General features: G+C 64.7%; 25 protein-coding genes, 1 tRNA gene and 2 pseudogenes. 26 read left to right on the forward strand and 2 right to left on the reverse strand.

Features of this window, described 5'->3' with window-relative positions; genetic code table 11:
• Window positions 1-23: 23 nt before the first annotated feature.
• The 7 genes from ACL58G_RS13940 (at window position 24) to ACL58G_RS13970 (ending at window position 6,339) form a co-directional block, all read left to right on the forward strand.
• Window positions 24-893, forward strand: a complete 870-nt coding sequence (locus tag ACL58G_RS13940) for an STAS domain-containing protein (RefSeq protein ID WP_413384371.1) — start codon at window positions 24-26, stop codon at window positions 891-893.
• A 9-nt stretch (window positions 894-902) separates the two neighbouring features.
• On the forward strand, window positions 903-1,259 hold the full coding sequence (locus tag ACL58G_RS13945) for an STAS domain-containing protein (protein WP_036230674.1): 357 nt from the start codon (window positions 903-905) through the stop codon (window positions 1,257-1,259).
• Window positions 1,259-1,726, forward strand: coding sequence for an anti-sigma regulatory factor (locus tag ACL58G_RS13950; protein WP_413384373.1), 468 nt, complete (start codon window positions 1,259-1,261; stop codon window positions 1,724-1,726). The genes ACL58G_RS13945 and ACL58G_RS13950 overlap by 1 nt, the downstream gene beginning before the upstream one ends.
• Complete coding sequence (locus ACL58G_RS13955) at window positions 1,714-2,742, forward strand: SpoIIE family protein phosphatase (RefSeq protein ID WP_440967381.1); 1,029 nt, start codon at window positions 1,714-1,716, stop codon at window positions 2,740-2,742. Before ACL58G_RS13950 ends, ACL58G_RS13955 begins: the two co-directional genes overlap by 13 nt.
• Window positions 2,739-4,076, forward strand: a complete 1,338-nt coding sequence (locus ACL58G_RS13960) for an ATP-binding protein (RefSeq protein WP_440967383.1) — start codon at window positions 2,739-2,741, stop codon at window positions 4,074-4,076. Before ACL58G_RS13955 ends, ACL58G_RS13960 begins: the two co-directional genes overlap by 4 nt.
• Before the next feature lie 10 nt (window positions 4,077-4,086).
• Window positions 4,087-5,979, forward strand: coding sequence for a hybrid sensor histidine kinase/response regulator (locus ACL58G_RS13965; RefSeq protein ID WP_440967385.1), 1,893 nt, complete (start codon window positions 4,087-4,089; stop codon window positions 5,977-5,979).
• 171 nt (window positions 5,980-6,150) lie between these two features.
• Entirely contained in the window at window positions 6,151-6,339 is a 189-nt protein-coding gene (locus tag ACL58G_RS13970) for a hypothetical protein (RefSeq protein ID WP_440967387.1), read from the forward strand.
• 33 nt (window positions 6,340-6,372) lie between these two features.
• Here the strand turns inward: ACL58G_RS13970 and ACL58G_RS13975 are convergent, their stop codons facing one another.
• Entirely contained in the window at window positions 6,373-7,791 is a 1,419-nt protein-coding gene (locus tag ACL58G_RS13975) for a M16 family metallopeptidase (protein ID WP_440967389.1), read from the reverse strand.
• Between the two features lie 11 nt (window positions 7,792-7,802).
• The gene (locus tag ACL58G_RS13980; protein ID WP_440967391.1) at window positions 7,803-9,155 is read right to left on the reverse strand and encodes a M16 family metallopeptidase; all 1,353 of its coding nucleotides are present in this window, start codon (window positions 9,153-9,155) and stop codon (window positions 7,803-7,805) included.
• Window positions 9,156-9,459: 304 nt separating this feature from the next.
• Between ACL58G_RS13980 and ACL58G_RS13985 the strand changes: the two genes are divergently transcribed.
• From ACL58G_RS13985 to nuoL, 19 genes and pseudogenes are all read left to right on the forward strand, one after another.
• A complete protein-coding gene (locus tag ACL58G_RS13985; RefSeq protein ID WP_413384388.1) occupies window positions 9,460-10,233 on the forward strand; it encodes a GIN domain-containing protein in 774 nt (257 codons plus the stop codon).
• 62 nt (window positions 10,234-10,295) lie between these two features.
• On the forward strand, window positions 10,296-10,910 hold the full coding sequence (locus ACL58G_RS13990) for a tetratricopeptide repeat protein (protein WP_413337363.1): 615 nt from the start codon (window positions 10,296-10,298) through the stop codon (window positions 10,908-10,910).
• Between the two features lie 168 nt (window positions 10,911-11,078).
• The gene (locus ACL58G_RS13995) at window positions 11,079-11,408 is read left to right on the forward strand and encodes a KGG domain-containing protein (RefSeq protein WP_413384390.1); all 330 of its coding nucleotides are present in this window, start codon (window positions 11,079-11,081) and stop codon (window positions 11,406-11,408) included.
• Window positions 11,409-11,717: 309 nt separating this feature from the next.
• Window positions 11,718-12,704 carry an NAD(P)H-quinone oxidoreductase gene (locus ACL58G_RS14000; protein ID WP_440967393.1) on the forward strand — a complete coding sequence of 329 codons (987 nt, stop codon included), beginning with the start codon at window positions 11,718-11,720 and terminating at the stop codon, window positions 12,702-12,704.
• 112 nt (window positions 12,705-12,816) lie between these two features.
• A complete protein-coding gene (gene tpiA, locus ACL58G_RS14005) occupies window positions 12,817-13,575 on the forward strand; it encodes a triose-phosphate isomerase (RefSeq protein WP_440967395.1) in 759 nt (252 codons plus the stop codon).
• Between the two features lie 177 nt (window positions 13,576-13,752).
• On the forward strand, window positions 13,753-14,193 hold the full coding sequence (gene secG, locus ACL58G_RS14010; protein WP_440967397.1) for a preprotein translocase subunit SecG: 441 nt from the start codon (window positions 13,753-13,755) through the stop codon (window positions 14,191-14,193).
• Between the two features lie 209 nt (window positions 14,194-14,402).
• Window positions 14,403-14,487, forward strand: a tRNA-Leu gene (locus ACL58G_RS14015).
• A 297-nt stretch (window positions 14,488-14,784) separates the two neighbouring features.
• Window positions 14,785-15,144: an NADH-quinone oxidoreductase subunit A gene (locus ACL58G_RS14020; RefSeq protein WP_056137041.1), complete on the forward strand. Its 360-nt coding sequence runs from the start codon at window positions 14,785-14,787 to the stop codon at window positions 15,142-15,144.
• A gap of 3 nt (window positions 15,145-15,147) precedes the next feature.
• A complete protein-coding gene (locus ACL58G_RS14025) occupies window positions 15,148-15,624 on the forward strand; it encodes a NuoB/complex I 20 kDa subunit family protein (RefSeq protein ID WP_036230641.1) in 477 nt (158 codons plus the stop codon).
• Between the two features lie 18 nt (window positions 15,625-15,642).
• Window positions 15,643-16,237 (forward strand): annotated as a pseudogene (locus tag ACL58G_RS14030) (NADH-quinone oxidoreductase subunit C).
• The gene (locus ACL58G_RS14035) at window positions 16,237-17,490 is read left to right on the forward strand and encodes an NADH-quinone oxidoreductase subunit D (protein ID WP_413384400.1); all 1,254 of its coding nucleotides are present in this window, start codon (window positions 16,237-16,239) and stop codon (window positions 17,488-17,490) included. The pseudogene ACL58G_RS14030 and the gene ACL58G_RS14035 overlap by 1 nt, the downstream one beginning before the upstream one ends.
• 17 nt (window positions 17,491-17,507) lie before the next feature.
• Entirely contained in the window at window positions 17,508-17,984 is a 477-nt protein-coding gene (gene nuoE / locus ACL58G_RS14040; RefSeq protein WP_036230634.1) for an NADH-quinone oxidoreductase subunit NuoE, read from the forward strand.
• Window positions 17,981-19,276: an NADH-quinone oxidoreductase subunit NuoF gene (gene nuoF / locus ACL58G_RS14045; RefSeq protein WP_440967400.1), complete on the forward strand. Its 1,296-nt coding sequence runs from the start codon at window positions 17,981-17,983 to the stop codon at window positions 19,274-19,276. Before nuoE ends, nuoF begins: the two co-directional genes overlap by 4 nt.
• Window positions 19,277-19,297: 21 nt before the next feature.
• Complete coding sequence (gene nuoG / locus ACL58G_RS14050; protein WP_413384405.1) at window positions 19,298-21,637, forward strand: NADH-quinone oxidoreductase subunit NuoG; 2,340 nt, start codon at window positions 19,298-19,300, stop codon at window positions 21,635-21,637.
• Between the two features lie 21 nt (window positions 21,638-21,658).
• On the forward strand, window positions 21,659-22,741 hold the full coding sequence (nuoH, locus tag ACL58G_RS14055; protein WP_440967402.1) for an NADH-quinone oxidoreductase subunit NuoH: 1,083 nt from the start codon (window positions 21,659-21,661) through the stop codon (window positions 22,739-22,741).
• Between the two features lie 13 nt (window positions 22,742-22,754).
• Window positions 22,755-23,243, forward strand: a complete 489-nt coding sequence (gene nuoI / locus ACL58G_RS14060; RefSeq protein WP_029757430.1) for an NADH-quinone oxidoreductase subunit NuoI — start codon at window positions 22,755-22,757, stop codon at window positions 23,241-23,243.
• Between the two features lie 26 nt (window positions 23,244-23,269).
• Window positions 23,270-23,944, forward strand: coding sequence for an NADH-quinone oxidoreductase subunit J (locus ACL58G_RS14065; protein ID WP_413384407.1), 675 nt, complete (start codon window positions 23,270-23,272; stop codon window positions 23,942-23,944).
• Window positions 23,941-24,249, forward strand: a complete 309-nt coding sequence (nuoK, locus tag ACL58G_RS14070; protein ID WP_029757428.1) for an NADH-quinone oxidoreductase subunit NuoK — start codon at window positions 23,941-23,943, stop codon at window positions 24,247-24,249. The genes ACL58G_RS14065 and nuoK overlap by 4 nt, the downstream gene beginning before the upstream one ends.
• Window positions 24,250-24,294: 45 nt before the next feature.
• A pseudogene (gene nuoL, locus ACL58G_RS14075) lies at window positions 24,295-26,413 on the forward strand (NADH-quinone oxidoreductase subunit L).
• Window positions 26,414-26,425 lie beyond the last annotated feature (12 nt).

The raw sequence follows: 26,425 nt of genomic DNA on the forward strand, positions 1-26,425 counted from the left end.
TTCACTCCAAAAAAGGAATACAGATGACGACCCAGGACTACGCGAACCGCATCAGCCAGCTCATCCAGGATCATCAGGCCGACATCGGCTCGGAGTGGATCGAGCAGCTGGAAGCGCTGACGGTGCGGTCGAGCGTCGTCTCGAAAGACCAGCTGCGCAAGCATTGCCAGCAATTCCTGGCCGCGTTCGCCCAGGCCACGCGCGGCGGCGAACTGCAGAACATGGACCACCGTTCGTGGGACGACGTGCGCGACATCCTGAGCGAGATCTCGTCGATCCGCGCCAGGAACGGCTCGACCCCGAGCGAGACGGCGACCTTCGTGTTCTCGCTGAAGCAGCCGCTGTTCACGCGCCTGAACCAGGGCTTCGCGGGCGACCCGGCCGCGCTCGCATCGGCCTCGTGGACCATCAGCTCGCTGCTCGACAAGATGGGCCTGTACACCATCGAAGTGTTCCAGCGCGCGCGCGACCAGATCATCGTGCGCCAGCAGCAGGAATTGCTGGAATTGTCGACACCGGTCGTCAAACTGTGGGAAGGCATCCTCGCGCTGCCGCTGATCGGCACGCTCGATTCGGCGCGCACCCAGGTGGTGATGGAGAACATCCTGCAGAAGATCGTCGATACGGGCGCCTCGATCGCCATCATCGACATCACCGGCGTGCCGACCGTCGACACGCTCGTCGCGCAGCACCTCATGAAAACGATCGCTGCCGCGCGCCTGATGGGCGCCGACTGCATCATCAGCGGCATCCGTCCGCAGATCGCGCAGACCATCGTGCACCTGGGCGTGAATCTGGAAGACGTCGTGACCAAGGCCACGCTGGCGGACGCGTTCCTCGTCGCGCTCGAGCGCACCGGCACGTCCGTCATCAAGCGTACCGCCCACGCCTGAGGACCGCGCATGGAACGCATTCCGATTCTCCGCATGGGCGACCTGTTGCTGGTGACGATCCAGGTCGACATGCACGACCGCCTGGCGATGACTCTGCAGGACGACCTCACCGAACGCATCGTGCGCGACCGCGCCAAGGGCGTCCTGATCGACATCTCGGCGCTCGACCTGGTGGACTCGTTCATCGGCCGCATGATCAGCAACACCGCCGCGATGGCGCGCGTGCTCGATGCGCAGACCGTGGTGGTCGGCATGCAGCCGGCCGTCGCGATCACGCTGGTCGAACTGGGCCTCACGCTGCACGGCGTGAAGACGGCACTCAACGTCGAAAAGGGCATGGCCCTGTTGGGAAAGACTAATTTTTGATGAGCGCAGCTCTCAATAACGCGGTGGTCTTCGAGTCCGAACTGCTCGAGCGGCACCGTCAGGACCGCACCGAACGCACCGCGTTGCCGCTGCGTTCGGACGAGGACGTCGTCGCGCTGCGCAAGCACGTGCGCGAGCGGGCCGTCGCGATCGGGCTGTCGCTCGTCGACCAGACCAAGCTCGTGACGGCGGCCAGCGAGCTGGCGCGCAACACGATCAAGTATGGCGGCGGCGGCATGGTCTACCTCGATGCGCTGACGGACGGTTTCCGCAAGGGCGTCGGCCTGATCTTCATCGATAACGGACCGGGCATTCCCGACCTCGAGATGGCGCTGCGCGACGGCTACACGACGGGCGGCGGCCTGGGGCTTGGCCTCGGCGGTTCGAAACGCCTCGTCGACGAATTCGGCATCGATTCCCGCGCGGGAGAGGGCACTGCGGTGTCGGTCGTCAAATGGAAACGCTGATCAGTTCGCTGTCCCCGCAGCTCAACTTCGCCATCGCCCACGCCAGCGACGTCTCGGCCGCGCGCCGCGCCGGGCAGAAGCTGGCGGATACGCTCGGCTTCGACGACGTCAAGGCCGGCCGCCTCGCGATCATCATCACGGAAGCGGCCACCAACATCCTCAAGCACGCGGGCGAAGGGACGATCAGCATCATGCGCACGCAGTCCGGCGCCGCGATGCCGGGCGTGGACGTCGTCGCCGTCGACAACGGGCCAGGCATCGCCGACATCGACTTCGCGCTGCGCGACGGCGTCTCGACGGCCGGCACGGCGGGCACGGGCCTCGGTGCGCTGCGCCGCCAGGCCGACGAATTCGACGCGTGGACCCAGCTTGGCCGCGGCAGCGCCTTCTTCATGCGCATCTGGCAGGGCGCCGCGCCACCCGAACCATGCGGCATCGAAGTGGGCGCGCTGTGCATGCCGCTCGCCGGCGAGGACGAGAGCGGCGACGGCTGGGGCGTCACCTGCGATCTCGATGGCGCGACCCTGGTCGGCGTGGACGGACTCGGTCACGGGCCGGAAGCGGCAAAGGCCGCCGCCGGCGCCATCCAGGCGCTGCAAAAGCGTCCGGCCGCTCTGCCTTCCGAAGTGCTGCACACGGCGCACGAACTGCTGCGCATCACGCGCGGTGCCGCGATGTCCGTGGCAAGGATCGACTACAGCGGCGGCGACATCCGTTGCGCCGGCATCGGCAACGTGGCCGCCGTCGTGTTCGACGGCGCGGCGCGCCGCGCGCTCGTCTCGCACAACGGCATCGTGGGGCACAACATGCGCAAGGTGCAGGAATTCACCGCGCCGTTCCCGCCCGGCGCGCTGTGCGTGCTGGCCTCGGACGGCATCCAGACCCAGTGGGACCTCGGCGCCTATCCGGGCCTCCACATGCACGCACCCGCGCTCGTGGCGGCCGTGCTGATGCGCGACTTCATCCGCCGCCGCGACGACGCGATGGTGCTGGTCGCGCGCCGGAGAACGTCGTGAACGTGCAGCGCATCCTGGCCGTGGGCCTCGACGCCGAGCAGGACGTCGTGCTCGTGCGCCAGCGCGCGCGCCAGGTCTCGCACCTGCTCGGGTTTTCGCAGCAGGACCAGGTACGCATCGCCACCGCCGTCTCGGAAGTGGCGCGCGGCGCCTGCCAGGCCGGATTTGGCGGCCGCGCCGCGTTCCTGATCCGCGAGGCGGGCCGGCGCCAGTCGCTCGAGGTGACGATCAGCGGCGGCAAGGGCGCGCAAGGCAGCTTGCCGGACGATGCCGTCGTCACCGCGCACCGCCTGATGGACGAGTGCCACGTCGCGCGGGACGAGCAGGGCGCCGGCGTGATCACGATGCGCAAGGCGCTGCCGCCGCAGCTGTGGATCGACAATGCGCGCCTGGCCGAGGTCGCGGCGCAGCTGGCCAAGGACAGCCCCGTCGCGAACACGTACAACGAACTGGAGCTGCAGAACCGCGAACTGGTCGCCACGCTGGCGGAACTGCGCGAGCGCCAGGAAGACCTGCTGTCGCTGACGCGCGAACTGGAAGACACGAACCGCGGCATCGTCGCGCTGTACGCCGAGATCGAGGACAAGGCCGAGCGTTTGCGCCGCGCCGACGAGATGAAGTCGCGCTTCCTGTCGAACACGAGCCACGAACTGCGTACGCCGCTGTCGTCGATCCGCGCGCTGGCCAAGCTTCTGCTGGACCGCATGGACGGCGACCTGACGCCGGAACAGGAGCGCCAGGTGCGCTTCATCGAGGCCGCCGCGGCCGACCTGTCGGAACTCGTCAACGACCTGCTCGACCTGGCCAAGATCGAGGCGGGCCGCGTCGAGGTGGCGGTGGCGCCCATCGTCGTGGACAACCTGTTCCGCGCGCTCAAGGGCATGCTCCGTCCGCTCGTCGACGAGGCGCGGGTCGACCTGATCTTCGAACCGTGCGACTATGTCGAGGCATTCGATTCGGACGAGGGCAAGATCTCGCAGGTCCTGCGCAACTTCATTTCGAACGCCCTGAAATTCACCGAGCAGGGCGCGGTGCGCGTGTCGGCCTTCCATGACCCCGGGGCCGACACGATCACGTTCGCGGTAGCCGATACCGGGATCGGCATCAGCCCGGACAACCTGCAGCTGATCTTCGAAGAGTTCAGCCAGATCGAACACCCGCTGCAGCGGCGCAGCAAGGGCACGGGGCTCGGCCTGCCCCTGTGCCGCAAGCTGGCGGACCTACTCGGCGGCCGCGTGGACGTGGTCAGCCAGCCCGGCGTCGGCTCCACCTTCAGCCTCGTGCTGCCGCGCCTCTTCCCGGCCCAAACTGTGCAGCGCAACGCTGGAACCTGAGGAACGCAACATGACTACCCCGACCTTGATCCTCAACGTCGACGACAACGACGGCGCCCGCTACGCCAAGACGCGCATCCTGCAGAGCGCCGGCTTCGACGTCGTCGAGGCGAGCAACGGCACCGATGCGCTCAATGTCGTAAAGCGCGGCGGCGTCGCGCTCGTGCTGCTCGACGTGAAGCTCCCGGACATCAACGGCATCGAGGTGTGCCGCCGCATCAAGGCCGACCCGGACAGCGCGATGGTCCTCGTGCTGCAGACGTCGGCCGCGCTGACGGGCCGCGCCGACAAGATCCGCGGCCTGGAGGGCGGCGCCGACAACTATCTCGCCGCGCCGATCGAGGCCGACGAACTGGTCGCCAACGTCAACGCGCTGCTGCGCATGCGCCAGACCCAGAGCGCGTTGCGCGACAGCGAGGAACGCTTCCGCCAGCTCACCGACAACATCGAGGACGTGTTCTGGATGTTCTCCGTGCCGGCGCGCGCGCTCGAATACGTGAGCCCCGCGTACGCGACGATCTGGGGCCGCCCCGTCGACACGCTGGAGCGCGAGCCGGACAGCTGGCTCGCGGCCGTGCATCCGGACGACCGCGCCTACGTCATGTCGCTGTGGGATGCGCTGCAGGTCGCGCCGCACTACGAAGCCGAATTTCGCGTGATGATGCCGGACGGCTCGCCGCGTTGGGTGCGCGACCGCCTGTTCCCCGTGCGCGACCGGCGCGACGAGGTGTATCGCGTGGCGCGCGTGACGAGCGACATCACGCGCCGCAAGGAGATGGAAGCGCTGCTGCGCGCGGCCGACGCCAACAAGAACGAATTCCTCGCGACGCTCGCGCACGAGCTGCGCAATCCGCTGTCGCCGATCCGCAATGCGGCGGCGCTGCTGGGCGCGTCCGGCAACGGCGCCAACGAGCACCAGGCGCGCGCGCGCGACGTCATCACGCGCCAGGTCGACCATCTCGCCCACCTCGTCGACGACCTGCTCGACGTGGCGCGCATCTCGGAGGGCAAGATCGTCCTGCGCCAGGAAGAGGTCGAGCTGAAAGGCGTGATCGCCCAGGCGGTCGAAACGGCCGGTCCCCTGATCGCGGCGCGCGAGCACAAGCTGGACGTCGTCCAGCCGGACCGCCAGATCTGGCTGCGGGGCGACCCGGTGCGCCTCGCGCAATCGATGGGCAACCTGCTGCACAATGCGGCCAAGTTCACGCCCAAGGGCGGCCGGATCAGGGTCGAGGTGATGCTCGCGGGCGACGTCGTGCGCATCGCCGTGCGGGACAACGGCATCGGCATCGCCGAGGACAACCTGTCGCGCATCTTCGGCATGTTCGCGCAGGCGGCCGTCCCGCCGGACCGCGCACCGGAAGGCCTCGGCATCGGCCTGTCGCTCGTCTCGCGCCTGCTCGAGATGCACGGCGGCCGGCTGTCCGCCACGAGCCCCGGCATCGGCCTCGGCTCCACGTTCACCGTCGAGCTGCCGGTGCTGCGCACGGCGGAGCAGGGCGCGCAGGCGGCGGAGGCGCCGTCCAGCGCACCGGCGCCGGCGTCGGGCGGCCGCAAGATCCTGCTCGTCGACGACAACGTCGACGCGATGGAGATGATGGCCTTCCTGCTGGCCGAGATGGGCTACGAGGCGCACACGACGGCGGATGCCGGCAACCTCGTGCAGATGGCGCTGGAGTTGCGGCCGGACGTGATCGTGCTCGACATCGGCCTGCCGGGCGTGGACGGCTATGAACTGGCGCGCATGCTCAAGCGGCATCCGCAGCTGGCCTCGACCCGCCTCGTCGCGCATACCGGCTACGGTTCGCCGGAAGACCGGCGCAAGGCGCAGGAGGCGGGCTTCGATGCGCACCTCGTCAAGCCTGCCGAGCTGGAAGACCTCGAAAAAGCGTTGCAAGGCTGATTTGCGTTCCGCGTGAGCACAGGGTGCCCACCCTACGGATGCGCGGTAGTTCAACGTGCGTCAGCGGTAGGGTGGGCTCCCCGAGCCCACGCGTTCAACGTGCGTCAGCGCACGTACATCCGCACGTCATCGGCCTAATCTGGCGCCATCCACTTACCGATGGAGGCCATCATGCCCAAGGGAGCCAGCCCGAAACGCGAGCGCGAATACAAGAAGCTCGAGACGGAATTCAAGAAGGAACACAGCTATCCCGGCCGCGAGGAAGAGGTCGCGTCGCGCATCGTGAACAAGCAGCGCGCGGAGCACGGCGAAACGAAGCAGTCGTCGAGCGGCGGTTCGAAGCAATCGGCCAAGAAGTAAAGTCCCCGGACTTGCGCCCGGGGACTGGTGCGGTTACTTGTCGGTGACCGTAAAGTCCCCGAACGCCTTCAACTGCTCGCCGACGGCCTTCGAATCGCCCACCACGACGATGGACTGGTTCTCCGGCGCGAAGTACTTCTTCGCCACGTCGCGCACCTGTTCCGGCGTGACCTTTTCGATCAGCGGCACGTACTGGCCCAGGAACTCGGCCGGCAGGCCCACGAGCCAGTTGCTGGACAGCGTGTTCGCGACGGCGCGCTGCATCTGGTTGCTCAGCAGGTAGCCGCCCGCCACATAGCGCTTGTGCATCTTCATCTCGTCCGCCGGGACGAGGTCGGCGCCGATGCGCTTGTACTCGTTGAAGTACTCGGTCAGCGCAGCGCCCGTGACTTCGTTGCGCACGTCCGCGCCGCCGACGATGCCGCCGCCTTCGCGCAGCAGGCGCGCGCCGGCCGAGGCGCCGTAGGTGTAACCCTTCTCCTCGCGCAGGTTGATGTTCACGCGGCTCGAAAAGCCGCCGCCCAGGATCGTGCTCGCCAGGCGCAGCGGAATCTGGTCGGAAGCCGTCGCGGCGATGCCGGGGCTACCGAGGCGCAGCGTCGACTGCACGCTGCCGCCCCGTTCCAGCAGCAGGCGTACGGGTTTTGCCGTGGCCGGAGCCTTCGGCACCTCCGCTGCCGCCGGGCCGCTTGCCTTCCAGTCGCCGAACGCCTTCTGCGCGAGTTTCAAGGCATCCGCTTCCTTGATGCGGCCCGTGATCACGAGCAGCGCGCGCTCCGGACGGAAGCGTTTCGCGTGCTCGGCGCGCAGCAGGTCCTGCGTGGTCGATTCGATCGCTTCCGCCGTCGGCGTCATGTGGCCGTACGGGTGGTCGCCGTAGATCGCGCGGCTGATCGCGCGTTCGGCGCGGAAGCGCGGCTGCGTCTCCGAGACGCGCAGGCTTTGCAGCGCGTTGGCCTTGGCCAGCGCCACTTCATTCTCGGGGAAGGATGGCGTGCGCGCGACTTCGGCCAGCAACTGCATCATCGGTCCGGCCTGAGACGCGAGCGCGCTGGCCTGGACCGCGATGCCGTCCGCGCCGGCGCCGGCGGCCACGGAGCCGCCCATGCCCTGGGCCGCTTCCGCGATCGCGCGCGAGTCGCGTTTCGCCGTGCCTTCGTTCAGCAGGCCGGCCAGCAGTTCGGCGAAGCCCGGGTGTTTCGCATCGTCGGCGGCGAAGCCCGCGTCGCGCACGGCCAGCACCATGTCCACGCGCGGGATGCCGGTGCGCGGCACGATCCACACCTGCAGGCCATTCGACAAGGTCTTCTTGCCGATGTGCGGCACGGGCAGCGGTTTGTCTTTTGCGTAGGCCGGCATCGCGGCCGGCATTGTTTCTTTCGGCACGTCCGCGGCCTGGGCCGAGTGGGCGAACAAGGCACCCACGATCATCGTCAGCATCAGTTGTTTCATCGGGGCGCTCCTCATTTCTTGACTGCCGGTTTGCGGTCGATGACGGTGCGGTTCGCCTTCGTCAGGTACGTGGCGGCCACGCGCTGCAGGTCGGCGGACGTCACGCCCTCGATCCAGCCGGGCACCTTGTTGACGACGTTGGCGTCGCCCCACAGCGTCTGCAGCTTGGCGAGCGTGTCGGCGCGCGACAGGATGTTTTCCAGGTCGTTGTTCCAGTCCGCGAGCATGCGGGTCTTCACGCGCTTTAGCGTGGCGGCGTCGACGCCGTCCTTGACCACTTTCGCGATCTGCGCGTCCATCGCGGCCAGCATCGCGTCGGCGCTGCTGTTCGGCTTGTACAGGCCGAACACGGTGAACAGGGTGGGGCCGCCGTATTCGAACGGACCGGTGAGGCCGAAGCCGCCCTGGACGTTCAGCGCGATCTCGCGGCCCTTGACGAGATTCAGGTAGAACAGCGACGCGTCGCCGCCCGCCAGCAGTTCGGACAGCACGGCCATCGGCGCCTGGTCCGCGCTGCCCTGCGGCGGCACTTTCCAGCCGACGGCGACGGCCGGCACCTGCGCCAGCGCGTCGCTTTGCTCGATGCGTTTTTCCTGTGTGTTCAGGCCTTCCGTGAAGTCGGAGCCTTTCGGCACGGGGCGGGCCGCGATGCCGCCGAAGTACTTCTGCGCGAGCGCGAAGGCCTGCGTGGGCGTGACGTCGCCGGCGATCGCCAGCACGGCGTTGTTCGGGCCGTAGTAGTCGCGGTGGAAAGCGCGCACGTCGTCGAGGCTCGCGCCTTCGAGGTCTTCGAAGCTGCCGTAGCCGTCGTGGTTGTTCTCCCATTTCTGGAACGCGAGCTGGCTGATGTCGAGCCAGAAGAAGCCGCCGTACGGCTTGTTCTTGACGTTCACGCGGATCTCTTCCTTGACCACGTCCTGCTGGTTCTTCAGGGTGGCCGGGTTGAAGTCGAGGGTCTTCATGCGGTCCGCCTCGAGCCACAGGATCGGCTCGAGCGACGACACGGGCGCCGTCTCGATGTAGTTCGTGAAGTCGGGACGCGTGGAGCCGTTGTTGTTGCCGCCGCCGCCCGTGATGGCGCGGTCGAACACGCCCTTCGGCGCATTCGGCGTGCCCTGGAACATCAGGTGCTCGAACAGGTGGGCGAAGCCCGTGCGGTTGCGCGGCTCCAGGCGCATGCCGACGTGGTACACGACGGACACGCCGACGGTCGGCGAACTATGGTCTTCGGAGACGACGACCGTCAGGCCGTTGTCGAGCTTCTTGACGTTGACCGGCAGGGTCCACTGGTCGCTGGTCGCAGCAAGCGAGGTCAGCGAGAGTGACAACCCGGCCAGCAGGGCGGACAGGTAGCGCAGGCGCATTGATCACCTTTTATGAAGTTATGGGGCAGGGCATCGAATTTATCTTAACGCAACAAATGCGGGGCCGGGATGAAATGTTGATACATACATCGATGACAAACGGTGACAAACGGTGACATTTGAAGGCGGCCCGGCGCGCGATAATGACCGGCTCGCCCATGCATGCCAGCCCGCCCCCGGTGTCGCTCAGGTGGTGATTTTTGCAGTTCGTCGCAATTCGCTGGGCCGGGCGGGGCCGTCCGTTTATCCTGTTTTCCATAAACACCAACCCTTGCAAAACAAAAACAGGAATTCGGAGAATCGGATGAACAGGATTTTCTCGCTCGCCCCCGTCGGTGCCGCCCTGTGTGTCGCGCAGTTGTTCGTCCTTGGGCTCGCACATGCCGCCCCGGACCTCGCGACCGAAACGCGGCCCGTCGATGCCCGCGTCGTGCGGGTCAAGGTCGACGGCGCCGTCGACCTGAAGATCCGCCAGGGTGCCACGCCGGCCCTGACGCTCAAGGGCGAATCGCGCTACCTGGAGCGCACGATGACGTCGCAGAACGGCGATACGCTGAACATCGATACGGACATCCGCGGCCACGTACGCACCGGCTCGCTTCATGCGGAACTGGTGCTGCCGGCCCTACGGTCGGTGACGTCCGAAAGCCTCGGGACGACGGACATTTCCGGCTTTTCCGGCGACGAGCTGGAACTGACCCTGGACGGCGCCGGCTCGATGAAGATCGCGGGCAGCTACCGCCTCGTGCGGGCCAGCCTGGGCGGCATCGGCAGCATGGAGATGCAGGGCCTGAACGGGGAGGGCGTCGAACTGAACCTGCAGGGTGCGGGCTACATCTCGCTGGCAGGACGCGCGAAATGGCTGAAGGCCGACCTGGGCGGCCTGGGCAACCTCGACGCGCAGCAGTGTAACGCGGACTCCGTCGACATCGACCTGTCCGGCCTCGGCAACGCGCGCGTGACGGCGCGCCAGAACGCGAACCTGAATTTGTCCGGCATGGGTTCCGTCACGGTGTACGGCAAGCCCCAGAACCGCAAGGTCGCGGTCGACGGGCTGGGGAAAGTGAGCTGGAAGTAAAAGAAGATTTATCTCGAAACAAAAGAACAAAGAGGCGAGGCCTCACGAATCCGAACGAGACGATGAGAAAACTGACCGTTGCGATCCTGTTTGCGCTGGGCCTGCACGGTAGTGCGATGGCGGGCCTCGCGGAGGGCGCCAATGCCTACAATGCCCGCAACTATGCGCTGGCCCTGAAGGAAATCACGCCGCTTGCCAAGGCTGGCAACGCGGACGCGGAGCATTTGCTGGGCCTGATGTACTACATGGGCCGCGGCGTGCCGCGCGACTACAAGCAGGCGTTCGCCTGGCACTACAAGGCGGCCGTGCAGGGCAAGGCCGACGCGCAATACGTGATCGGCGCCATGTACTACACGGGCAATGCCGTGCCCCAGGACCAGAAACTGGCCGTGCAGTGGTTCCGCAAGGCCGCCGAGCAGGGCCATCCGGATGCCCAGCACGCGCTCGCCCTGATGTACCGCTACCACGTGGCGGGCATGCCGCAAGACCTCGTCATCGCCTACATGCTGTGCAACCTGGCGGCCGCCAACGGCCACCGCAATGCCATCGAGCAGCGCGCTTCGCTCGTCAAGCAAATGAGCCAGGAACAGATCGACGAAGCGCAATCGATGTCGCGCAACTGGAAACCGGGCACGCCGCTGCCGACGCAATCGCACACGGGCAACGGCGGTTCCTGAACTTTCTGTTGCCTTCAAATGTAAGGACGATGCCGACCCGGGTATGAGGCATCGTCCTACGCGCGCATGGCCAAACCTTGGTGTTCCGCTCGCCTTCTCGGGGCTACGATGAGGACCTCTGAAGCAGTTTTCATGAGCTTTACGACAACTCAACCATTGGAGGCAATCATGGCAAACCAAGGCAATAATCAGGGCGGCAACAAGGGCAACAACCAGAGCGGCGACACCAGCAACCGCGGTTTCGCATCGATGGACCCGCAGAAGCAGCGTGAAATCGCCTCGGAAGGCGGCAAGGCTGCGCACGCCTCGGGCAACGCCCACGAGTTCACGTCGGAAGAGGCACGCCGTGCCGGCTCGATGAGCCACAAGAACGACGGCGGCAGCCAGCAGAGCCAGGGCGGTGGCGGCAGCCAGCAAAGCGGCAACAGCACCCGCGGCGGCACGCCGGAGCAGCACGCCAAGGCCGGCTCGCAGAGCCACAAGAACGACAAGAAGTGATGTGACCCGGACGCGGCGGGCAGGCCGCGTGCACTGGCGTCGCCGGTGAGTTCGCATGCTGCCCGGCCGTTCTGTATCGCACCCATGACGTTCCCGACACCGCCAGCCTTTCGAGGCTGGCGGTGTCGTTTCGTGCGTCCGGCAGGCTACTACACGATCTGTGAGCTATGCAGTAAATTTACTACATTTTATCATTAAATGAGCATTTTCTTGCTCATTGTTAGCGATAGCAGCCATTTTCTGGCGCGGCATGCTTGGGTGATCAGGGCCAATGGGGTACCATTGCTCATCATTTAACTAGGGTATGCCATGCGTGCTATAGAAATTGTCCAACCAGGCGGACCGGAGGTGCTCAAGCTGTGCGAGCGCCCGGTGCCGCAATTGAAACCGGGCGAAATCCTCATCCGCGTCCACGCGGCCGGCGTCAACCGGCCCGACGTGTTCCAGCGGCTGGGCCAGTATCCCGTCCCGCCCGGCGCCTCCGACCTGCCGGGCCTCGAAGTGGCCGGCGAGATCGTCGACGGCGACCTCGGCGACAGCGGATTCAGGAAAGGCGACCTCGTTTGCGCCCTCGTGCAGGGCGGCGGCTATGCCGAGTACTGCGCGGCGCCGCTCGCGCAATGCCTGCCGGTGCCGCAAGGCTTGACGGCGCTCGAGGCGGCCGCGCTGCCGGAGACGTTCTTCACCGTGTGGAGCAACGTGTTCCAGCGCGCCGCGCTGGGCGAAGGCGAGACGCTGCTCGTCCAGGGCGGCAGCTCCGGTATCGGTACCACGGCGATCCAGCTGGCGAAGGCGCTGGGCCACCGCGTGTTCGCGACGGCCGGCAGCGCCGACAAATGCCGCGCGTGCGAGGACCTGGGCGCCGAGCGCGCGATCAACTACAAGACCGAGGACTTCGCGCCCATCGTCAAGGAACTGACGGGCGGGAAGGGTGTCGACGTCGTGCTCGACATGGTCGGCGGCGACTACGTGGCGCGCGAGGTGTCATGCCTCGCGGACGACGGCCGCATCGTCATCATCGCCCTGCTGGGCGGGGCGAAGGCGAACGTCGACCTGGGCCAGGTGCTGCGCCGCCGCCTGACGATCACGGGTTCCACCTTGCGTCCGCGCCCGGTGGCGTTCAAGGCGCAGATCGCGCGCGAGTTGCGCGAGCGCGTGTGGCCGCTGCTGGCGGCTGGTCGAATAAAACCCGTCATCTACAAGACGTTCCCGCTCGAAGAAGCCGCCGCCGCGCACACGCTGATGGAAAGCAGCGCGCACGTGGGCAAGATCATGCTGCGTGTCGCCGGGCACTGAACAAGACAATGAAAAATACAATGAATAAGCGACTGAACAACCGTGCCAGGCCCGGTTTGACCGGTTTTTCAACGCCCGTTACAATAACGGGTTATTTGACCGTGAGGTTGTAATGCGTGCCAAGCTCATCGTAGGCAACTGGAAGATGAATGGCAGCCGCGCGGCCAATGAAGCTTTGCTGAAGGGGATCGTCGCCGGCCTCGACAATGCGCGCCGCGGTTCGTTCGCCCTGTGCGCGGTTTGCGTGCCCACGCCGTTCCTGCAGCAGTGCGAAGACGTGCTGACCGGTACGCCGCTCGCGTGGGGTGCGCAGGACGTGTCGATGCACGCGTCCGGCGCGTACACTGGCGAAGTGTGCGCGAAGATGCTGACCGAATTCGGTTGCCGCTACGTGATCGTCGGCCATTCCGAGCGCCGCGCCTACCACCGCGAAGACAGCGCGCTGGTGGCAAAAAAGGCGCAGGCGGTACTGGCCGAAGGGATGACCCCGATCGTGTGCGTCGGCGAAACGCTGGAGCAGCGCGAGGCGGGCGAGACGGCGCAGGTGGTCGCCGCCCAGCTCGACGCGGTGCTGGAAGCGCTCGACGCGGCATCGGTGGCGAAGATCGTCGTGGCCTATGAGCCCGTGTGGGCCATCGGCACCGGCAGGAACGCGACGCCGGCGATGGCGCAGGAAGTGCATGCGCAATTGCGCGCGCAACTGAAGGCGCGCAACGCGGAAGCGGCGGAAGTCGTACCGATTCTGTATGGCGGCAGCATGAAGCCGGAGAATGCGAAGGAACTGCTGGCCCAGCCGGATATCGATGGCGGGCTGATCGGAGGCGCGGCCTTGAGGGCGGAAGATTTTCTTGCCATCATACACGCCGCCTGAATAGTGCCGGGTTGGAAATTCCATCCGGGCGATGAAGCAAAAGCGTCGTTCCCGCGCAGGCGGGAACCCAAGTTTCGGGCGCTGCCACGATGCTTGGAAAATTGGGTCCCTGCCTTCGCAGGGACGACGTGGTGCAAAGTTTTTGCAAACGTAGTCAACCTTGGAATGGAATAAACAATGAACGTGTTGTTCAATCTGATCGTCGTCGTACAGGTCATCTCCGCGCTGGCCATCATCGGTCTCGTGCTCGTCCAGCACGGCAAGGGTGCGGACATGGGCGCCGCCTTCGGTTCCGGCGCGTCCGGCAGCCTGTTCGGCGCCAGCGGTTCGTCGAACTTCCTGTCGAAATCGACGGCCGTCGCCGCCGCGATCTTCTTCGCGTCGACGCTGGGTCTCGCGTACTTCGGCACCAACCGTCCGCACGCGAGTGTCGGCGGCGGCGTGATGGAACGCGTGACGGTCCCGGCCGCCAAGGTTCCCGCCGGCGCAGGCGATGCCGTCCCGACGACCGTACCGGCTCCGGCGCCTGCCGCACCTGCACCGTCGGCCACGCAGGACGTGCCGGCGCCTGCGCCGGCAGCCGCACCGGCTGCTCCGGCACCCGCGCCTGCCAAGTAATTTTGCGGCGCGGCCACTTCCTGCAAGCGCGAGCAGGGTGGTGTAACATTCTGCGGGCTTCGGTCCGCCAGCGCCGGCGACCGGACTCTCGACGCGGCCCGCCGTAAACACAAGTTTTATAAAGTTGAGAAAAAGAGTATTTTTTCTTGGTTTAGCGCAATTTGAGCATTGAAAAATGCTGCTAAGTCAGAGTAGAATACTGGTCTCCAGCCGACGTGGTGAAATTGGTAGACACGCTATCTTGAGGGGGTAGTGGCGCAAGCTGTGCGAGTTCGAGTCTCGCCGTCGGCACCAAGATACAAGAAGCCAGCTAGGGCGCATGAGCTTCCGCTCGTTAGCACTAGCTGGCTTTTTTACGAGGATCTGTCGGAGGCTTTGAAGAACCGTCCCCTGCGGCGGCGCTTCTGGCCCGAGAAGCCCGGTCGTACGAACGTGCGGCGAGCCTCGAAGGTCGGGATCGGCAACGCGGAACAGGTGATTGAGAGTCTCCAGTCGTACGATCCTGGTGTAGGCCAATAGCCAGGATTGCGCGATGCGGTACTGCAGCCCCTGCAGTGTTTTTTCAACCGATCGTTCAACTAAGGCTTCATCGTGAACCTCGAGAACTACTTCCCCGTCTTACTCTTCATCGTGATCGGCACCGTCGTCGGCGTCGCATCGCAGGTGCTGGGCCGTGTCGTCGGTCCGCACCGCCCCGACCCCGCCAAGCTCTCTCCGTATGAATGCGGCTTCGAAGCCTTCGAAGACGCGCGCATGAAGTTCGACGTCCGGTACTACCTGGTCGCGATCCTGTTTATTTTGTTTGATCTGGAAACGGCATTCTTCTTCCCTTGGGGCGTTTCGATGCGCGACCTGGGCCTGCCTGGATTCCTGACGATGATGGTGTTCATCGTCGAATTCATCGTCGGCTTCTGGTACATCTGGAAGAAAGGTGCCCTTGATTGGGAATAAGCCATGGCTATTGAAGGCGTTTTAAACGAAGGTTTTGTCACTACCACAGCCGACAAACTGATCAACTGGGCGCGTACCGGGTCGATGTGGCCCATGACGTTCGGCCTGGCATGCTGTGCGGTCGAGATGATGCACGCGGGTGCCGCGCGCTATGACCTCGACCGTTTCGGCGTTGTGTTCCGCCCGTCGCCGCGCCAGTCCGACGTGATGATCGTGGCCGGTACCCTGTGCAACAAGATGGCACCTGCGCTGCGCAAGGTGTACGACCAGATGGCCGAGCCGCGCTGGGTCATCTCGATGGGTTCGTGCGCCAACGGCGGCGGCTACTACCACTACTCGTACTCCGTCGTGCGCGGCTGCGACCGCATCGTGCCGGTCGACGTCTACGTCCCGGGCTGCCCGCCGACCGCCGAGGCCCTGTTGTACGGCATCATCCAGCTCCAGAATAAGATCCAGCGCACCAATACCATCGCGCGATAATCCAAGCCGGTTTCAACCATGACGACAAAAATCGAAGCCCTCGAACTCGCCCTGAAGAATGCTCTGGGCGAGGGCGCTGCCATTACCGTGGCGCTGGGCGAAGTAACGGTAGTAGTGAAGGCCTCCGAGTATCTGGCCTCCATGCGAAAGCTGCGCGACGATCCCGCGCTGCGTTTCCAGGAACTCGTCGACCTGTGCGGCGTCGACTACTCGTCCTACGGCGAAGGCACGTGGGACGGTTTGCGTTTCGCCGTCGTGTCGCACCTGCTGTCGATCGAGCACAACTGGCGTGTGCGCGTCCGCGTGTTCTGCCCGGACGACGACATGCCGCTGGTCGACTCCGTCACGAGCGTTCTGGCGCAACGCCAACTGGTTCGAGCGTGAAGCGTTCGACCTGTTCGGCATCCTGTTCGAGGGCCACGGCGACCTGCGCCGCATCCTCACCGACTACGGCTTCATCGGCCACCCGTTCCGCAAGGACTTCCCGATCTCGGGCTATGTCGAGATGCGCTACGACCCCGAGCAGAAACGCGTCATCTACCAACCCGTGACGATCGAGCCGCGCGAAAACATTCCGCGCGTGATCCGCGAAGAAACCTACGGGATGAAATAATGGCTGAGCTTAAGAATTACACCCTGAACTTTGGTCCGCAGCACCCGGCAGCGCACGGCGTGCTGCGTCTCGTGCTGGAACTGGACGGCGAGGTCATCCAGCGTGCCGACCCCCACATCGGCCTGCTGCACCGCGGCACCGAGAAGCTGGCCGAGACCCGCACCTACCTGCAGTCCGTGCCGTACATGGACCGCCTCGACTACGTCTCGATGATGTGCAACGAGCACGGCTACGTGCTGGCCATCGAGAAGCTGCTGGGCATCGAAGTGCCGATCCGTGCGCAGTACATCCGCACGATGTTCGACGAGATCACCCGCATCCTGAACCACCTGATGTGGCTGGGCGCGCACGCGCTGGACATCGGTGCGATGGGTCCGTTCCTGTACGCGTTCCGCGACCGCGAAGACCTGTTCGACGTCTATGAAGCCGTGTCGGGCGCGCGCATGCACGCGGCCTACTACCGCCCGGGCGGCGTGTACCGCGACCTGCCGGACGTGATGCCGCGCCACCGCGAATCGCCGCTGCGCAGCAAGAAGGCCATCGACGAACTGAACGAGACCCGCCAGGGCTCCGTACTGGACTTCATCGACTCGTTCACGAAGCGCTTCGACGGCTATGTCGACGAATACGAGACCCTGCTGACCGACAACCGTATCTGGAAACAGCGTACCGTCGGCATCGGCGTCGTGACGCCGGAAGACGCGATGGGCATGGGCTTCTCGGGCCCGATGCTGCGCGGCTCGGGCATCGCCTGGGACCTGCGCAAGGTGCAGCCGTACGCCGCGTACGACAAGGTCGAATTCGACGTCCCGGTCGGCACCAACGGCGACTCGTACGACCGTTACCTCGTGCGCATCGAGGAACTGCGCCAGTCGAACCGCATCATCAAGCAATGCATCGCCTGGCTGCGCGCCAACCCGGGCCCGGTCATGACGAACAACCACAAGGTCGCCCCGCCGTCGCGCGTGGACATGAAGACCAACATGGAATCGCTGATCCACCACTTCAAGCTGTTCACCGAAGGCTTCCACGTCCCGCCGGGCGAGGCCTACGCAGCGGTCGAACATCCGAAGGGCGAGTTCGGCATTTATATCGTCTCGGACGGCGCCAACAAGCCGTACCGCCTGAAGATCCGCACCCCGGACTATGTCCACCTGCAATCGCTCGATGAAATGGCGCGCGGTCACATGATCGCCGACGCCGTCACCATCATCGGTACGCAGGACATCGTGTTCGGCTCGATCGACCGATAAGAAGGGTAGAAAAGATTATGTTATCTGAGCAGTGCTTGAAAAAAATCGACCGCGAGTTGGCCAAGTATCCGGCCGACCAGCGCCAGTCGGCCGTGATGGCCGCGCTGGCCCACGCGCAGGTCGAAAAGGGCTGGCTGTCGCCGGAAACGATGCAGGAAGTGGCCGACTACATCGGCATGCCCGCCATCGCCGTCCAGGAAGTGGCCACCTTCTACAACATGTACAACATCAAGCCGGTCGGCAAGCACAAGATCACCGTGTGCACCAACCTGCCGTGCGCGTTGTCGGGCGGCGAGCGTGCCGCCCAGCGTATCAAGGATGCCCTCGGCATCAATTTCCGCGACACGACCGAAGACGGCCAGTTCACCCTGCTGGAAGGCGAGTGCATGGGCGCCTGCGGCGACGCGCCGGTCATGCTGGTGAATAACCACCGCATGTGCTCGTTTATGTCGGACGAGAAGATCGACGCCCTGCTGGAGGAACTGAACAAATGACCAGCCTGCACGACCGCCACATCAATCCGCTGATCCTGAAGGATCTGAACGGCGACAACTGGCACCTGGAAGACTACGTCAAGCGCGGCGGCTATTCCGCGCTGCGCCGTATCCTGGAAGAGAAGATCACGCCCGAGCAGATCATCGCCGACCTGAAGGCGTCCGGCCTGCGCGGCCGCGGCGGCGCGGGTTTCCCGACCGGCCTGAAGTGGAGCTTCATGCCGCGCCAGTTCCCGGGCCAGAAATACCTCGTCTGCAACACCGACGAAGGCGAACCGGGCACGTTCAAGGACCGCGACATCATCCGCTACAACCCGCACGCGCTGATCGAAGGCATGGCCATCGGCGCGTACGCGATGGGCATCACCGTGGGCTACAACTACATCCACGGCGAGATCTTCCAGGAATACCTGCGCTTCGAAGAGGCGCTGGAAGAGGCGCGCGCCGCCGGCTTCCTGGGCGACAAGATCATGGGTTCGGAGTTCTCGTTCCAGCTGCACGCGCACCACGGCTACGGCGCCTACATCTGCGGCGAAGAAACCGCGCTGCTGGAATCGCTGGAAGGCAAGAAGGGCCAGCCGCGCTTCAAGCCGCCGTTCCCGGCCTCGTTCGGCCTGTACGGCAAGCCGACCACGATCAACAACACGGAAACGTTCGCAGCCGTCCCGTTCATCCTGAACATGGGCGCCGCCGAGTACATGGGGCTGGGCAAGCCAAACAACGGCGGCACGAAGATCTTCTCGATCTCCGGTGACGTCGAGCGTCCGGGCAACTACGAAGTCCCGCTGGGCACGCCGTTCGCCAAGCTGATGGAGCTGGCCGGCGGCATGCGTGGTGGCAAGAAGATCAAGGCCGTCATCCCGGGCGGTTCGTCGGCACCGGTCGTGCGCGGCGACGTCATGATGCAGACCGACCTGGACTACGACTCGATCGCCAAGGCCGGTTCGATGTTGGGTTCGGGTGCGGTGATCGTCATGGACGAGACCCGCTGCATGGTCAAGTCGCTGCTGCGCCTGTCCTACTTCTACTACGAGGAATCGTGCGGCCAGTGCACGCCGTGCCGTGAAGGTACGGGCTGGATGTACCGCATGGTCCACCGCATCGAACATGGCCAGGGTCGTCCGGAAGACATGGACATGCTGAACTCGATCGCCGACAACATCCAGGGCCGCACCATTTGCGCACTGGGCGATGCCGCCGCGATGCCGGTTCGCGCCATGATCAAGAACTTCCGCGAAGAATTTGAATATCACGTCGAGCACAAGCACTGCCTGGTGCCGACTTACCTCTAAACCAGGTCAGGTAACGATCAAATGGTTGAAATCGAATTAGACGGCAAGAAAGTCGAAGTCCCACCGGGTTCGATGGTGATGGACGCCGCAAACAAACTGGGAAGCTACATCCCGCACTTCTGCTACCACAAGAAGCTGTCCATCGCGGCGAACTGCCGCATGTGCCTCGTGGAAGTGGAAAAAGCGCCGAAGCCGCTGCCTGCCTGCGCCACCCCGGTGTCCCCGGGCATGATCGTGCGCACGCACAGCGACAAGGCCGTGCAGGCGCAGAAATCCGTCATGGAATTCCTGCTGATTAACCACCCGCTGGATTGCCCGATCTGCGACCAGGGCGGCGAATGCCAGCTGCAGGATCTCGCGGTCGGCTACGGCAAGGGCGAATCGCGCTACCAGGAAGAAAAACGCGTCGTGGCGCCGAAGGAAGCCGGCCCGCTGATCTCGATGGAAGAGATGAGCCGCTGCATCCAGTGCACCCGCTGCGTGCGCTTCGGCCAGGAAGTGGCCGGCGTGATGGAATTCGGCATGCTGGGCCGCGGCGAGCACTCGGAAATCACGACGTTCGTCGGCAAGTCGGTCGACTCGGAAGTGTCGGGCAACATGATCGACCTGTGCCCGGTCGGCGCACTCACGTCGAAGCCGTTCCGCTACTCCGCACGTCCGTGGGAACTGCAGCGCCGCCGTTCGGTGTCGCCGCACGATTCGCTCGGTTCGAACCTGATCGTCCAGGTCAAGGGCGGCAAGGTCATGCGCGTGCTGCCGCTGGAAAACGAGAACATCAACGAGTGCTGGCTGTCGGATAAAGACCGCTTCTCGTACGAAGCCCTCGACAACGCGTCGCGCCTCACGCAGCCGATGATCAAGCAGGACGGCAAGTGGATCGAGACCGACTGGCAGACGGCGCTGGAATACGTCGCCCACGGCCTGCGCAACATCCGCCACGAGCACGGCGCCGATTCCATCGCTGCCATCGGCACCGCGCACTCGACGGTCGAAGAGCTGTTCCTGCTGCAGAAAGCCATGCGTGGCTTCGGCATCGAGAACGTCGACTTCCGCCTGCGCCAGACCGACTTCGCGCTGGACGGCAAGGTCGTCCCGCACCTGGGCATGCCGATCGCCGAACTGTCGACGCTGTCGCGCGTGCTGGTCGTCGGCTCGTTCCTGCGCAAGGACCACCCGCTGGCCGCGACGCGCCTACGCGCCGCCGTCAAGTCGGGCGCTAAACTGTCGATCGTCCACGGCTCGGCCGACGACAACCTGATCCCGACCGCGAACCGCATCATCGCCGCACCGAGTGACTGGCTCGCCGCGCTGACGGAAATCGCCGTCGCCGTCGCCGCCGCGAAGGGTGTCCAGGCACCGGCCGGCTTCGAGGGCGTCACCGCCGGCGACGCTGCGAAAGCCGTTGCCGCGACGCTGGTCGTCGAGAATGCCGCCGACCTGCCGGGCGCCGTCCTGCTGGGCAATGCCGCGATGTACCACCCGCAGGCATCGAAGCTGCACGCCGTCGCGGAATGGATCGCCGCCGAGACGGGCGCGAAATTCGGTTACTTCGTCGACGCTGCCAATACCGTTGGCGGCTACCTGGTCAACGCCACGTCGAAGAACGCCCGGGTTTCTGGTGGCCTGTTCGCACAGCCGAAGAAAGCGTACGTGCTGCTGAACGCGGAACCGGAACTGGATGCCGCCAACCCGGCGCAAGCCCTCAAGGCCCTGAAGGGCGCCGAGATGGTCGTCGCGATGTCCGCGTTCAAGCACGGCACCGAGTACGCCGACGTGCTGCTGCCGATCTCGCCGTTCAGCGAGACCGCCGGTACGTTCGTCAACTGCGAAGGCCGCGCACAGAGCTTCAACGGCACCGTCAAGCCGCTGGGCGAAACCCGTCCGGCCTGGAAAGTGCTGCGCGTGCTGGGCAACCTGCTGGGCCTGCAAGGCTTCGATTACGAGAACTCGGAATCGATCCGCGACGAAGCGCTCGGTAAGGGCAACACTGACCTGTCCGCGAAGCTGAACAACGTGACGAAGATCGCCCCGACCGGCGCCTTCTTCGGCAACGGTGAGCAACTGGAACGCCTGGCCGACGTGCCGATCCACTTCGCCGACGCCGTCGCGCGCCGTTCCGAACCGCTGCTGCGCACGGCCGACGGCCAGGCGCCGCTGGCCACCATCTCGGCGGCACTGGCTGAAAAGCTGGGCGTGAACGCCGGCGACCAGGTCACGGTATCGCAAGGGCAGGGCAGTGTCGTGCTGACGGCCAATATCGACGCGCGCCTGCCGGCGAACGTCGTGCGTGTCGCGGCCGCCCACGAATCGACTTCGGTACTGGGCGACATGTTCGGTCCGATCAACGTAGCTAAAGCATAAAAGCAGGGGAGCCCAAGCAAAATGTCGGTACCTGACATGATCAACAACCTGAACAGCAGCGGCGCGAGCCTGCTCGGCACGACGGCATGGCCGCTCGTGTGGACGCTGCTGAAAATCGTCGTCGTCCTGCTGCCGCTGATGGGCCTCGTGGCCTATCTCGTGCTGTGGGAGCGCAAGCTGATCGGCTGGATCCACATCCGTATCGGCCCGAACCGCGTCGGCCCCGCCGGCCTGCTGCAGCCGATCTCGGACGCCCTGAAGCTGCTGCTGAAGGAAATCGTGATCCCGGCGAAAGCCACGACGAGCCTGTTCGTCATCGGCCCGCTGATGACCATCATGCCGGCGCTGGCCGCATGGTCGGTCATTCCGTTCGGCCCGCAAGCGGCCCTCGCCAACGTGAACGCCGGCCTGCTGCTGCTGCTGGCGATCACGTCGATGGAGGTGTACGGCATCATCATCGCCGGCTGGTCCGCCAACTCGAAGTACTCGTTCATGGGCGCGATGCGCGCATCGGCGCAGATGATCTCGTACGAAATCCCGATGGGCTTCGTGATGGTCGTCGTGCTGATGGTGTCGGGTTCGCTGAACTTCTCGGACATCGTCGCCAGCCAGGAGCGCGGCATGTTCGCCGCCCACGGCGCGAACTTCCTGTCGTGGAACTGGTTGCCGCTGCTGCCGCTGTTCGTCATCTACATCACGTCCGGCCTGGCCGAGTGCAACCGCCACCCGTTCGACGTGGTGGAAGGCGAATCGGAAATCGTGGCCGGCCACATGGTCGAATACTCGGGCATGTCGTACGCGATGTTCATGCTGGCCGAATACGCCAACATGATCCTCGTCGGCACGCTGGCATCGATCATGTTCCTGGGCGGCTGGTCCGCACCGTTCTCGTTCCTGGAATTCGGCGCCATCGGCGGTTTCTTCTGGCTGTTCGCGAAGATGTTCCTGATCGTCTCGCTGTTCATCTGGGTCCGCGGCACGTTCCCGCGCTACCGCTATGACCAGATCATGCGTCTCGGCTGGAAAGTGTTCATTCCGCTGACCCTGATCTGGCTGGTGCTGGTGGCTGGCTGGATGCAGACGCCGTGGAACATCTGGAAGTAAGGAAGCACACAAAATGACACGAGTTAAAGAGATCCTCGGCAGCCTGATGCTGTCCGAGCTGATTAAAGGTCTGGCCCTGACCGGCAAGTACGCGTTCTCGCGCAAGATCACGGTTCAGTACCCGGAAGAAAAGACCCCCATCTCGCCGCGGTTCCGCGGCCTGCATGCGCTGCGCCGCTACCCGAACGGGGAAGAGCGCTGCATCGCGTGCAAGCTGTGCGAAGCCGTGTGCCCGGCGATGGCCATCACGATCGAATCGGCGCAGCGCGAAGACGGCACCCGCCGCACGACGCGCTACGACATCGACCTGACCAAGTGCATCTTCTGCGGTTTCTGCGAAGAGTCCTGCCCGGTCGATTCGATCGTCGAGACGCAAGTGCTGGAATACCACGGCGAAAAACGCGGCGACCTGTACTACACCAAGGAAATGCTGCTGGCCGTGGGCGATCGCTACGAGAACGACATCGCCGCCGCACGCGAAGCCGATGCCAAGTATCGATAAATAACAAGAGGGCTCCTGCGTAAGTCATGGATTTCACAACTGTTCTGTTCTACGTGTTCTCGGCCGTGATGGTGCTGGCCGGGTTGCGCGTCATTACCGCCAAGAACCCGGTCCACGCCGCGCTGTTCCTGGTGCTCGCGTTCTTCAACGCTGCCGGTATCTGGATGCTGCTCAAGGCCGAGTTCCTGGCCATCGTGCTGGTACTGGTCTACGTCGGCGCCGTCATGGTGCTGTTCCTGTTCGTCGTGATGATGCTCGACATCAACATCGACCGCATGCGCGAAGGCTTCTGGGGCTACCTCCCGGTGGCGTCGGGCGTCGGCGCGCTGATCGTGCTGGAAATGGCCGCCGTGCTGTGGCGCGGCTTCCTGGGCCAGGGCGATGCGCCGGCCGAGTCGGCCGTGGGCCACATCGGCGGCACGCATGAACTGGGCCGCCTGATCTACACCCAGTACATCTACGGTTTCGAGATCGCCGGCCTGATCCTGCTGGTCGCCATCATCGCCGCCGTGGCGCTGACCCTGCGCAAGCGCAAGGACACCAAAGCCATCGACCCGGGCCTCGCCGTCCGCGTCAAGCGTAATGACCGTCTGAAGATCGTCAAGATGCAGACGGTCGACCAGAAGGCGATCGACGCCGCGGCCAAGGCTGCAGCAGATGCGGCCGCCGCCACCGCCACTGTCAACAAGGAGGCGCAATGACGTTGTCGCTCGCTCACTACCTGATCCTGGGCGCGATCCTGTTCGCGATCTCCGTGATCGGCATTTTCCTGAACCGGAAGAACATCATCATCCTGCTGATGGCCATCGAACTGATGCTGCTGGCGGTGAACCTGAACTTTGTGGCGTTCTCGCATTATCTGGGCGACGCGGCAGGGCAGATCTTCGTGTTCTTCATCCTGACTGTCGCGGCCGCCGAATCGGCGATCGGCCTGGCGATCCTGGTGGTCCTGTTCCGTAACCTGGACACGATCAACGTGGAAGACCTCGACAGCCTGAAGGGCTAAGCGGTTTGTCTGTCAACCTCCTGATAAATACACAAAAGGTTCAACATGGCGGGGCAAATTATTAACCCTAATCTCTTGCTGGCGGTGCCACTGGCGCCGCTCGCGGGCTCGGCGATCGCCGGCCTGCTCGGCACCAAGTTCTTCGGCAACGTGGTCGGCCGCGTGGTGTCGCACTCCGCGACCATCCTGGGCGTGTTCATCGCGATGGTCATCTCGATCATGACGCTGAACCAGGTCATCGACGGCGCCACGTTCAACGGCGACCTCTACACCTGGATGACGATCGGCACCATGAAGATGTCGGTCGGCTTCAAGATCGACGCGCTGTCCGCGATGATGATGTGCGTCGTCACGTCCGTGTCGCTGATGGTCCACATCTACACGATCGGCTACATGGCGGAAGACGACGGCTACAACCGCTTCTTCTCGTACATCTCGCTGTTCACGTTCTCGATGCTGATGCTGGTCATGTCCAACAACTTCCTGCAGCTGTTCTTCGGCTGGGAAGCGGTGGGCCTGGTCTCGTACCTGCTGATCGGCTTCTGGTACACGCGTCCGACCGCGATCTTCGCGAACATGAAGGCGTTCCTCGTGAACCGCGTCGGCGACTTCGGCTTCATCCTCGGCATCGGCCTGCTGCTGGCCGCGACCGGCACGATGAACTACGACGAGACGTTCGCCAAGGCGGGCGCGCTGTCGGCCATGTTCGTGCCTGGCACGACCTGGCCGCTGCTGACGGCATCGTGCATCTGCCTGTTCATCGGCGCGATGGGTAAATCGGCGCAGTTCCCGCTGCACGTTCTGGCTGCCGGACTCGATGGAAGGCCCGACCCCGATCTCGGCACTGATCCACGCCGCGACGATGGTTACCGCCGGCATCTTCATGGTGACCCGCATGTCGCCGCTGTTCGAGCTGTCGGATACGGCACTGTCGTTCATCGTCGTCATCGGCTCGATCACCGCGCTGTTCATGGGCTTCCTGGGCATCATCCAGAACGACATCAAGCGCGTCGTCGCGTACTCCACGCTGTCGCAGCTGGGCTACATGACCGTCGCACTGGGCGTGTCGGCCTATAACGTCGCCGTGTTCCACCTGATGACCCACGCGTTCTTCAAGGCGCTGCTGTTCCTCGGTGCCGGTTCCGTCATCATCGGCATGCACCACGACCAGGACATGCGCAACATGGGCGGCCTGCGCAAGTACATGCCGATCACCTGGATCACGTCGCTGCTGGGTTCGCTGGCACTGATCGGTACGCCGTTCTTCGCCGGTTTCTATTCGAAGGATTCGATCATCGAAGCGGTGCACGCGTCGCACCTGTGGGGCTCGGGCTTCGCCTACTTCGCCGTCATCGCCGGCGTGTTCGTGACCGCGTTCTACTCGTTCCGCATGTATTTCCTGGTCTTCCACGGCGAGGAGCGTTTCGGCAAGGCCCATGCGCATGACGACCACCACGCGCACCACGACGACCACGCTCACAATGGCGAAGGCAAGGACCCGACCGCGCTGCACGAGGCCACTGCCCACCACGAAGAGGACGAGGACGACCACGGCCACCACGGCCTGGCCCCGGGCCAGAAGCCGCACGAGTCGCCGCTGGTCGTGACGCTGCCGCTGATCCTGCTGGCGATCCCGTCCGTCATCATCGGCTTCTTCGCGATCGGCCCGATGCTGTTCGGCGACTTCTTCAAGAACGTCATCTATATCAACGCCGAGCGTCACCCGGCGATGGAAGAACTGGCGCACGAGTTCCACGGCGCCGCCGCGATGGGCGTGCATGCGTTCACGTCGCTGCCGTTCATGCTGGCCCTGGCCGGCGTCGTCGCCGCTTACTACTGCTACATGATCAATCCGCGCGTGCCGGCGGCCTTCTACAAGGCGCTGCGTCCGATCCACACGCTGCTGGACAACAAGTACTACATGGACAAGTTCAACGAAGTCGTGTTCGCCGGCGGCGCACGCCTGCTGGGCAAGGGCCTGTGGCAGGTGGGCGACCGCGCGCTGATCGACGGCCTCGTCGTCAACGGTTCCGCGAAGCTCGTGGGCTGGTTCTCGACCATCGTCCGTACGTTCCAGACTGGTTACATCTACCACTATGCGTTCGTGATGATCCTGGGCGTGCTGGGTACGCTGCTGTACTTCTTCCCGTTCTGGCACGCTTAAAAGAGAGAAAAA

It is taken from the genome of Massilia sp. GER05 (assembly GCF_052056005.1).
GTDB classification, from domain to species: domain Bacteria; phylum Pseudomonadota; class Gammaproteobacteria; order Burkholderiales; family Burkholderiaceae_D; genus Telluria; species Telluria orientalis.

Excerpts from the sequence above, each read along its gene's own strand:
- ACL58G_RS13945 (WP_036230674.1), top strand. The coding sequence starts at position 903 with ATGGAACGCATTCCGATTCTCCGCATGGGCGACCTGTTGCTGGTGACG.
- secG (WP_440967397.1), top strand. The coding sequence starts at position 13,753 with ATGAACGTGTTGTTCAATCTGATCGTCGTCGTACAGGTCATCTCCGCG.
- nuoF (WP_440967400.1), top strand. The coding sequence starts at position 17,981 with ATGACCAGCCTGCACGACCGCCACATCAATCCGCTGATCCTGAAGGAT.
- nuoI (WP_029757430.1), top strand. The coding sequence starts at position 22,755 with ATGACACGAGTTAAAGAGATCCTCGGCAGCCTGATGCTGTCCGAGCTG.
- nuoK (WP_029757428.1), top strand. The coding sequence starts at position 23,941 with ATGACGTTGTCGCTCGCTCACTACCTGATCCTGGGCGCGATCCTGTTC.
- ACL58G_RS13985 (WP_413384388.1), top strand. The coding sequence starts at position 9,460 with ATGAACAGGATTTTCTCGCTCGCCCCCGTCGGTGCCGCCCTGTGTGTC.
- ACL58G_RS13965 (WP_440967385.1), top strand. The coding sequence starts at position 4,087 with ATGACTACCCCGACCTTGATCCTCAACGTCGACGACAACGACGGCGCC.
- ACL58G_RS13950 (WP_413384373.1), top strand. The coding sequence starts at position 1,259 with ATGAGCGCAGCTCTCAATAACGCGGTGGTCTTCGAGTCCGAACTGCTC.
- nuoE (WP_036230634.1), top strand. The coding sequence starts at position 17,508 with ATGTTATCTGAGCAGTGCTTGAAAAAAATCGACCGCGAGTTGGCCAAG.
- ACL58G_RS13975 (WP_440967389.1), bottom strand. The coding sequence starts at position 7,791 with ATGAAACAACTGATGCTGACGATGATCGTGGGTGCCTTGTTCGCCCAC.
- ACL58G_RS13990 (WP_413337363.1), top strand. The coding sequence starts at position 10,296 with ATGAGAAAACTGACCGTTGCGATCCTGTTTGCGCTGGGCCTGCACGGT.
- nuoH (WP_440967402.1), top strand. The coding sequence starts at position 21,659 with ATGTCGGTACCTGACATGATCAACAACCTGAACAGCAGCGGCGCGAGC.
- ACL58G_RS14025 (WP_036230641.1), top strand. The coding sequence starts at position 15,148 with ATGGCTATTGAAGGCGTTTTAAACGAAGGTTTTGTCACTACCACAGCC.
- ACL58G_RS13980 (WP_440967391.1), bottom strand. The coding sequence starts at position 9,155 with ATGCGCCTGCGCTACCTGTCCGCCCTGCTGGCCGGGTTGTCACTCTCG.
- ACL58G_RS14035 (WP_413384400.1), top strand. The coding sequence starts at position 16,237 with ATGGCTGAGCTTAAGAATTACACCCTGAACTTTGGTCCGCAGCACCCG.
- ACL58G_RS13970 (WP_440967387.1), top strand. The coding sequence starts at position 6,151 with ATGCCCAAGGGAGCCAGCCCGAAACGCGAGCGCGAATACAAGAAGCTC.
- ACL58G_RS14000 (WP_440967393.1), top strand. The coding sequence starts at position 11,718 with ATGCGTGCTATAGAAATTGTCCAACCAGGCGGACCGGAGGTGCTCAAG.
- ACL58G_RS13995 (WP_413384390.1), top strand. The coding sequence starts at position 11,079 with ATGGCAAACCAAGGCAATAATCAGGGCGGCAACAAGGGCAACAACCAG.
- ACL58G_RS13955 (WP_440967381.1), top strand. The coding sequence starts at position 1,714 with ATGGAAACGCTGATCAGTTCGCTGTCCCCGCAGCTCAACTTCGCCATC.
- tpiA (WP_440967395.1), top strand. The coding sequence starts at position 12,817 with ATGCGTGCCAAGCTCATCGTAGGCAACTGGAAGATGAATGGCAGCCGC.
- ACL58G_RS13940 (WP_413384371.1), top strand. The coding sequence starts at position 24 with ATGACGACCCAGGACTACGCGAACCGCATCAGCCAGCTCATCCAGGAT.
- ACL58G_RS14065 (WP_413384407.1), top strand. The coding sequence starts at position 23,270 with ATGGATTTCACAACTGTTCTGTTCTACGTGTTCTCGGCCGTGATGGTG.
- nuoG (WP_413384405.1), top strand. The coding sequence starts at position 19,298 with ATGGTTGAAATCGAATTAGACGGCAAGAAAGTCGAAGTCCCACCGGGT.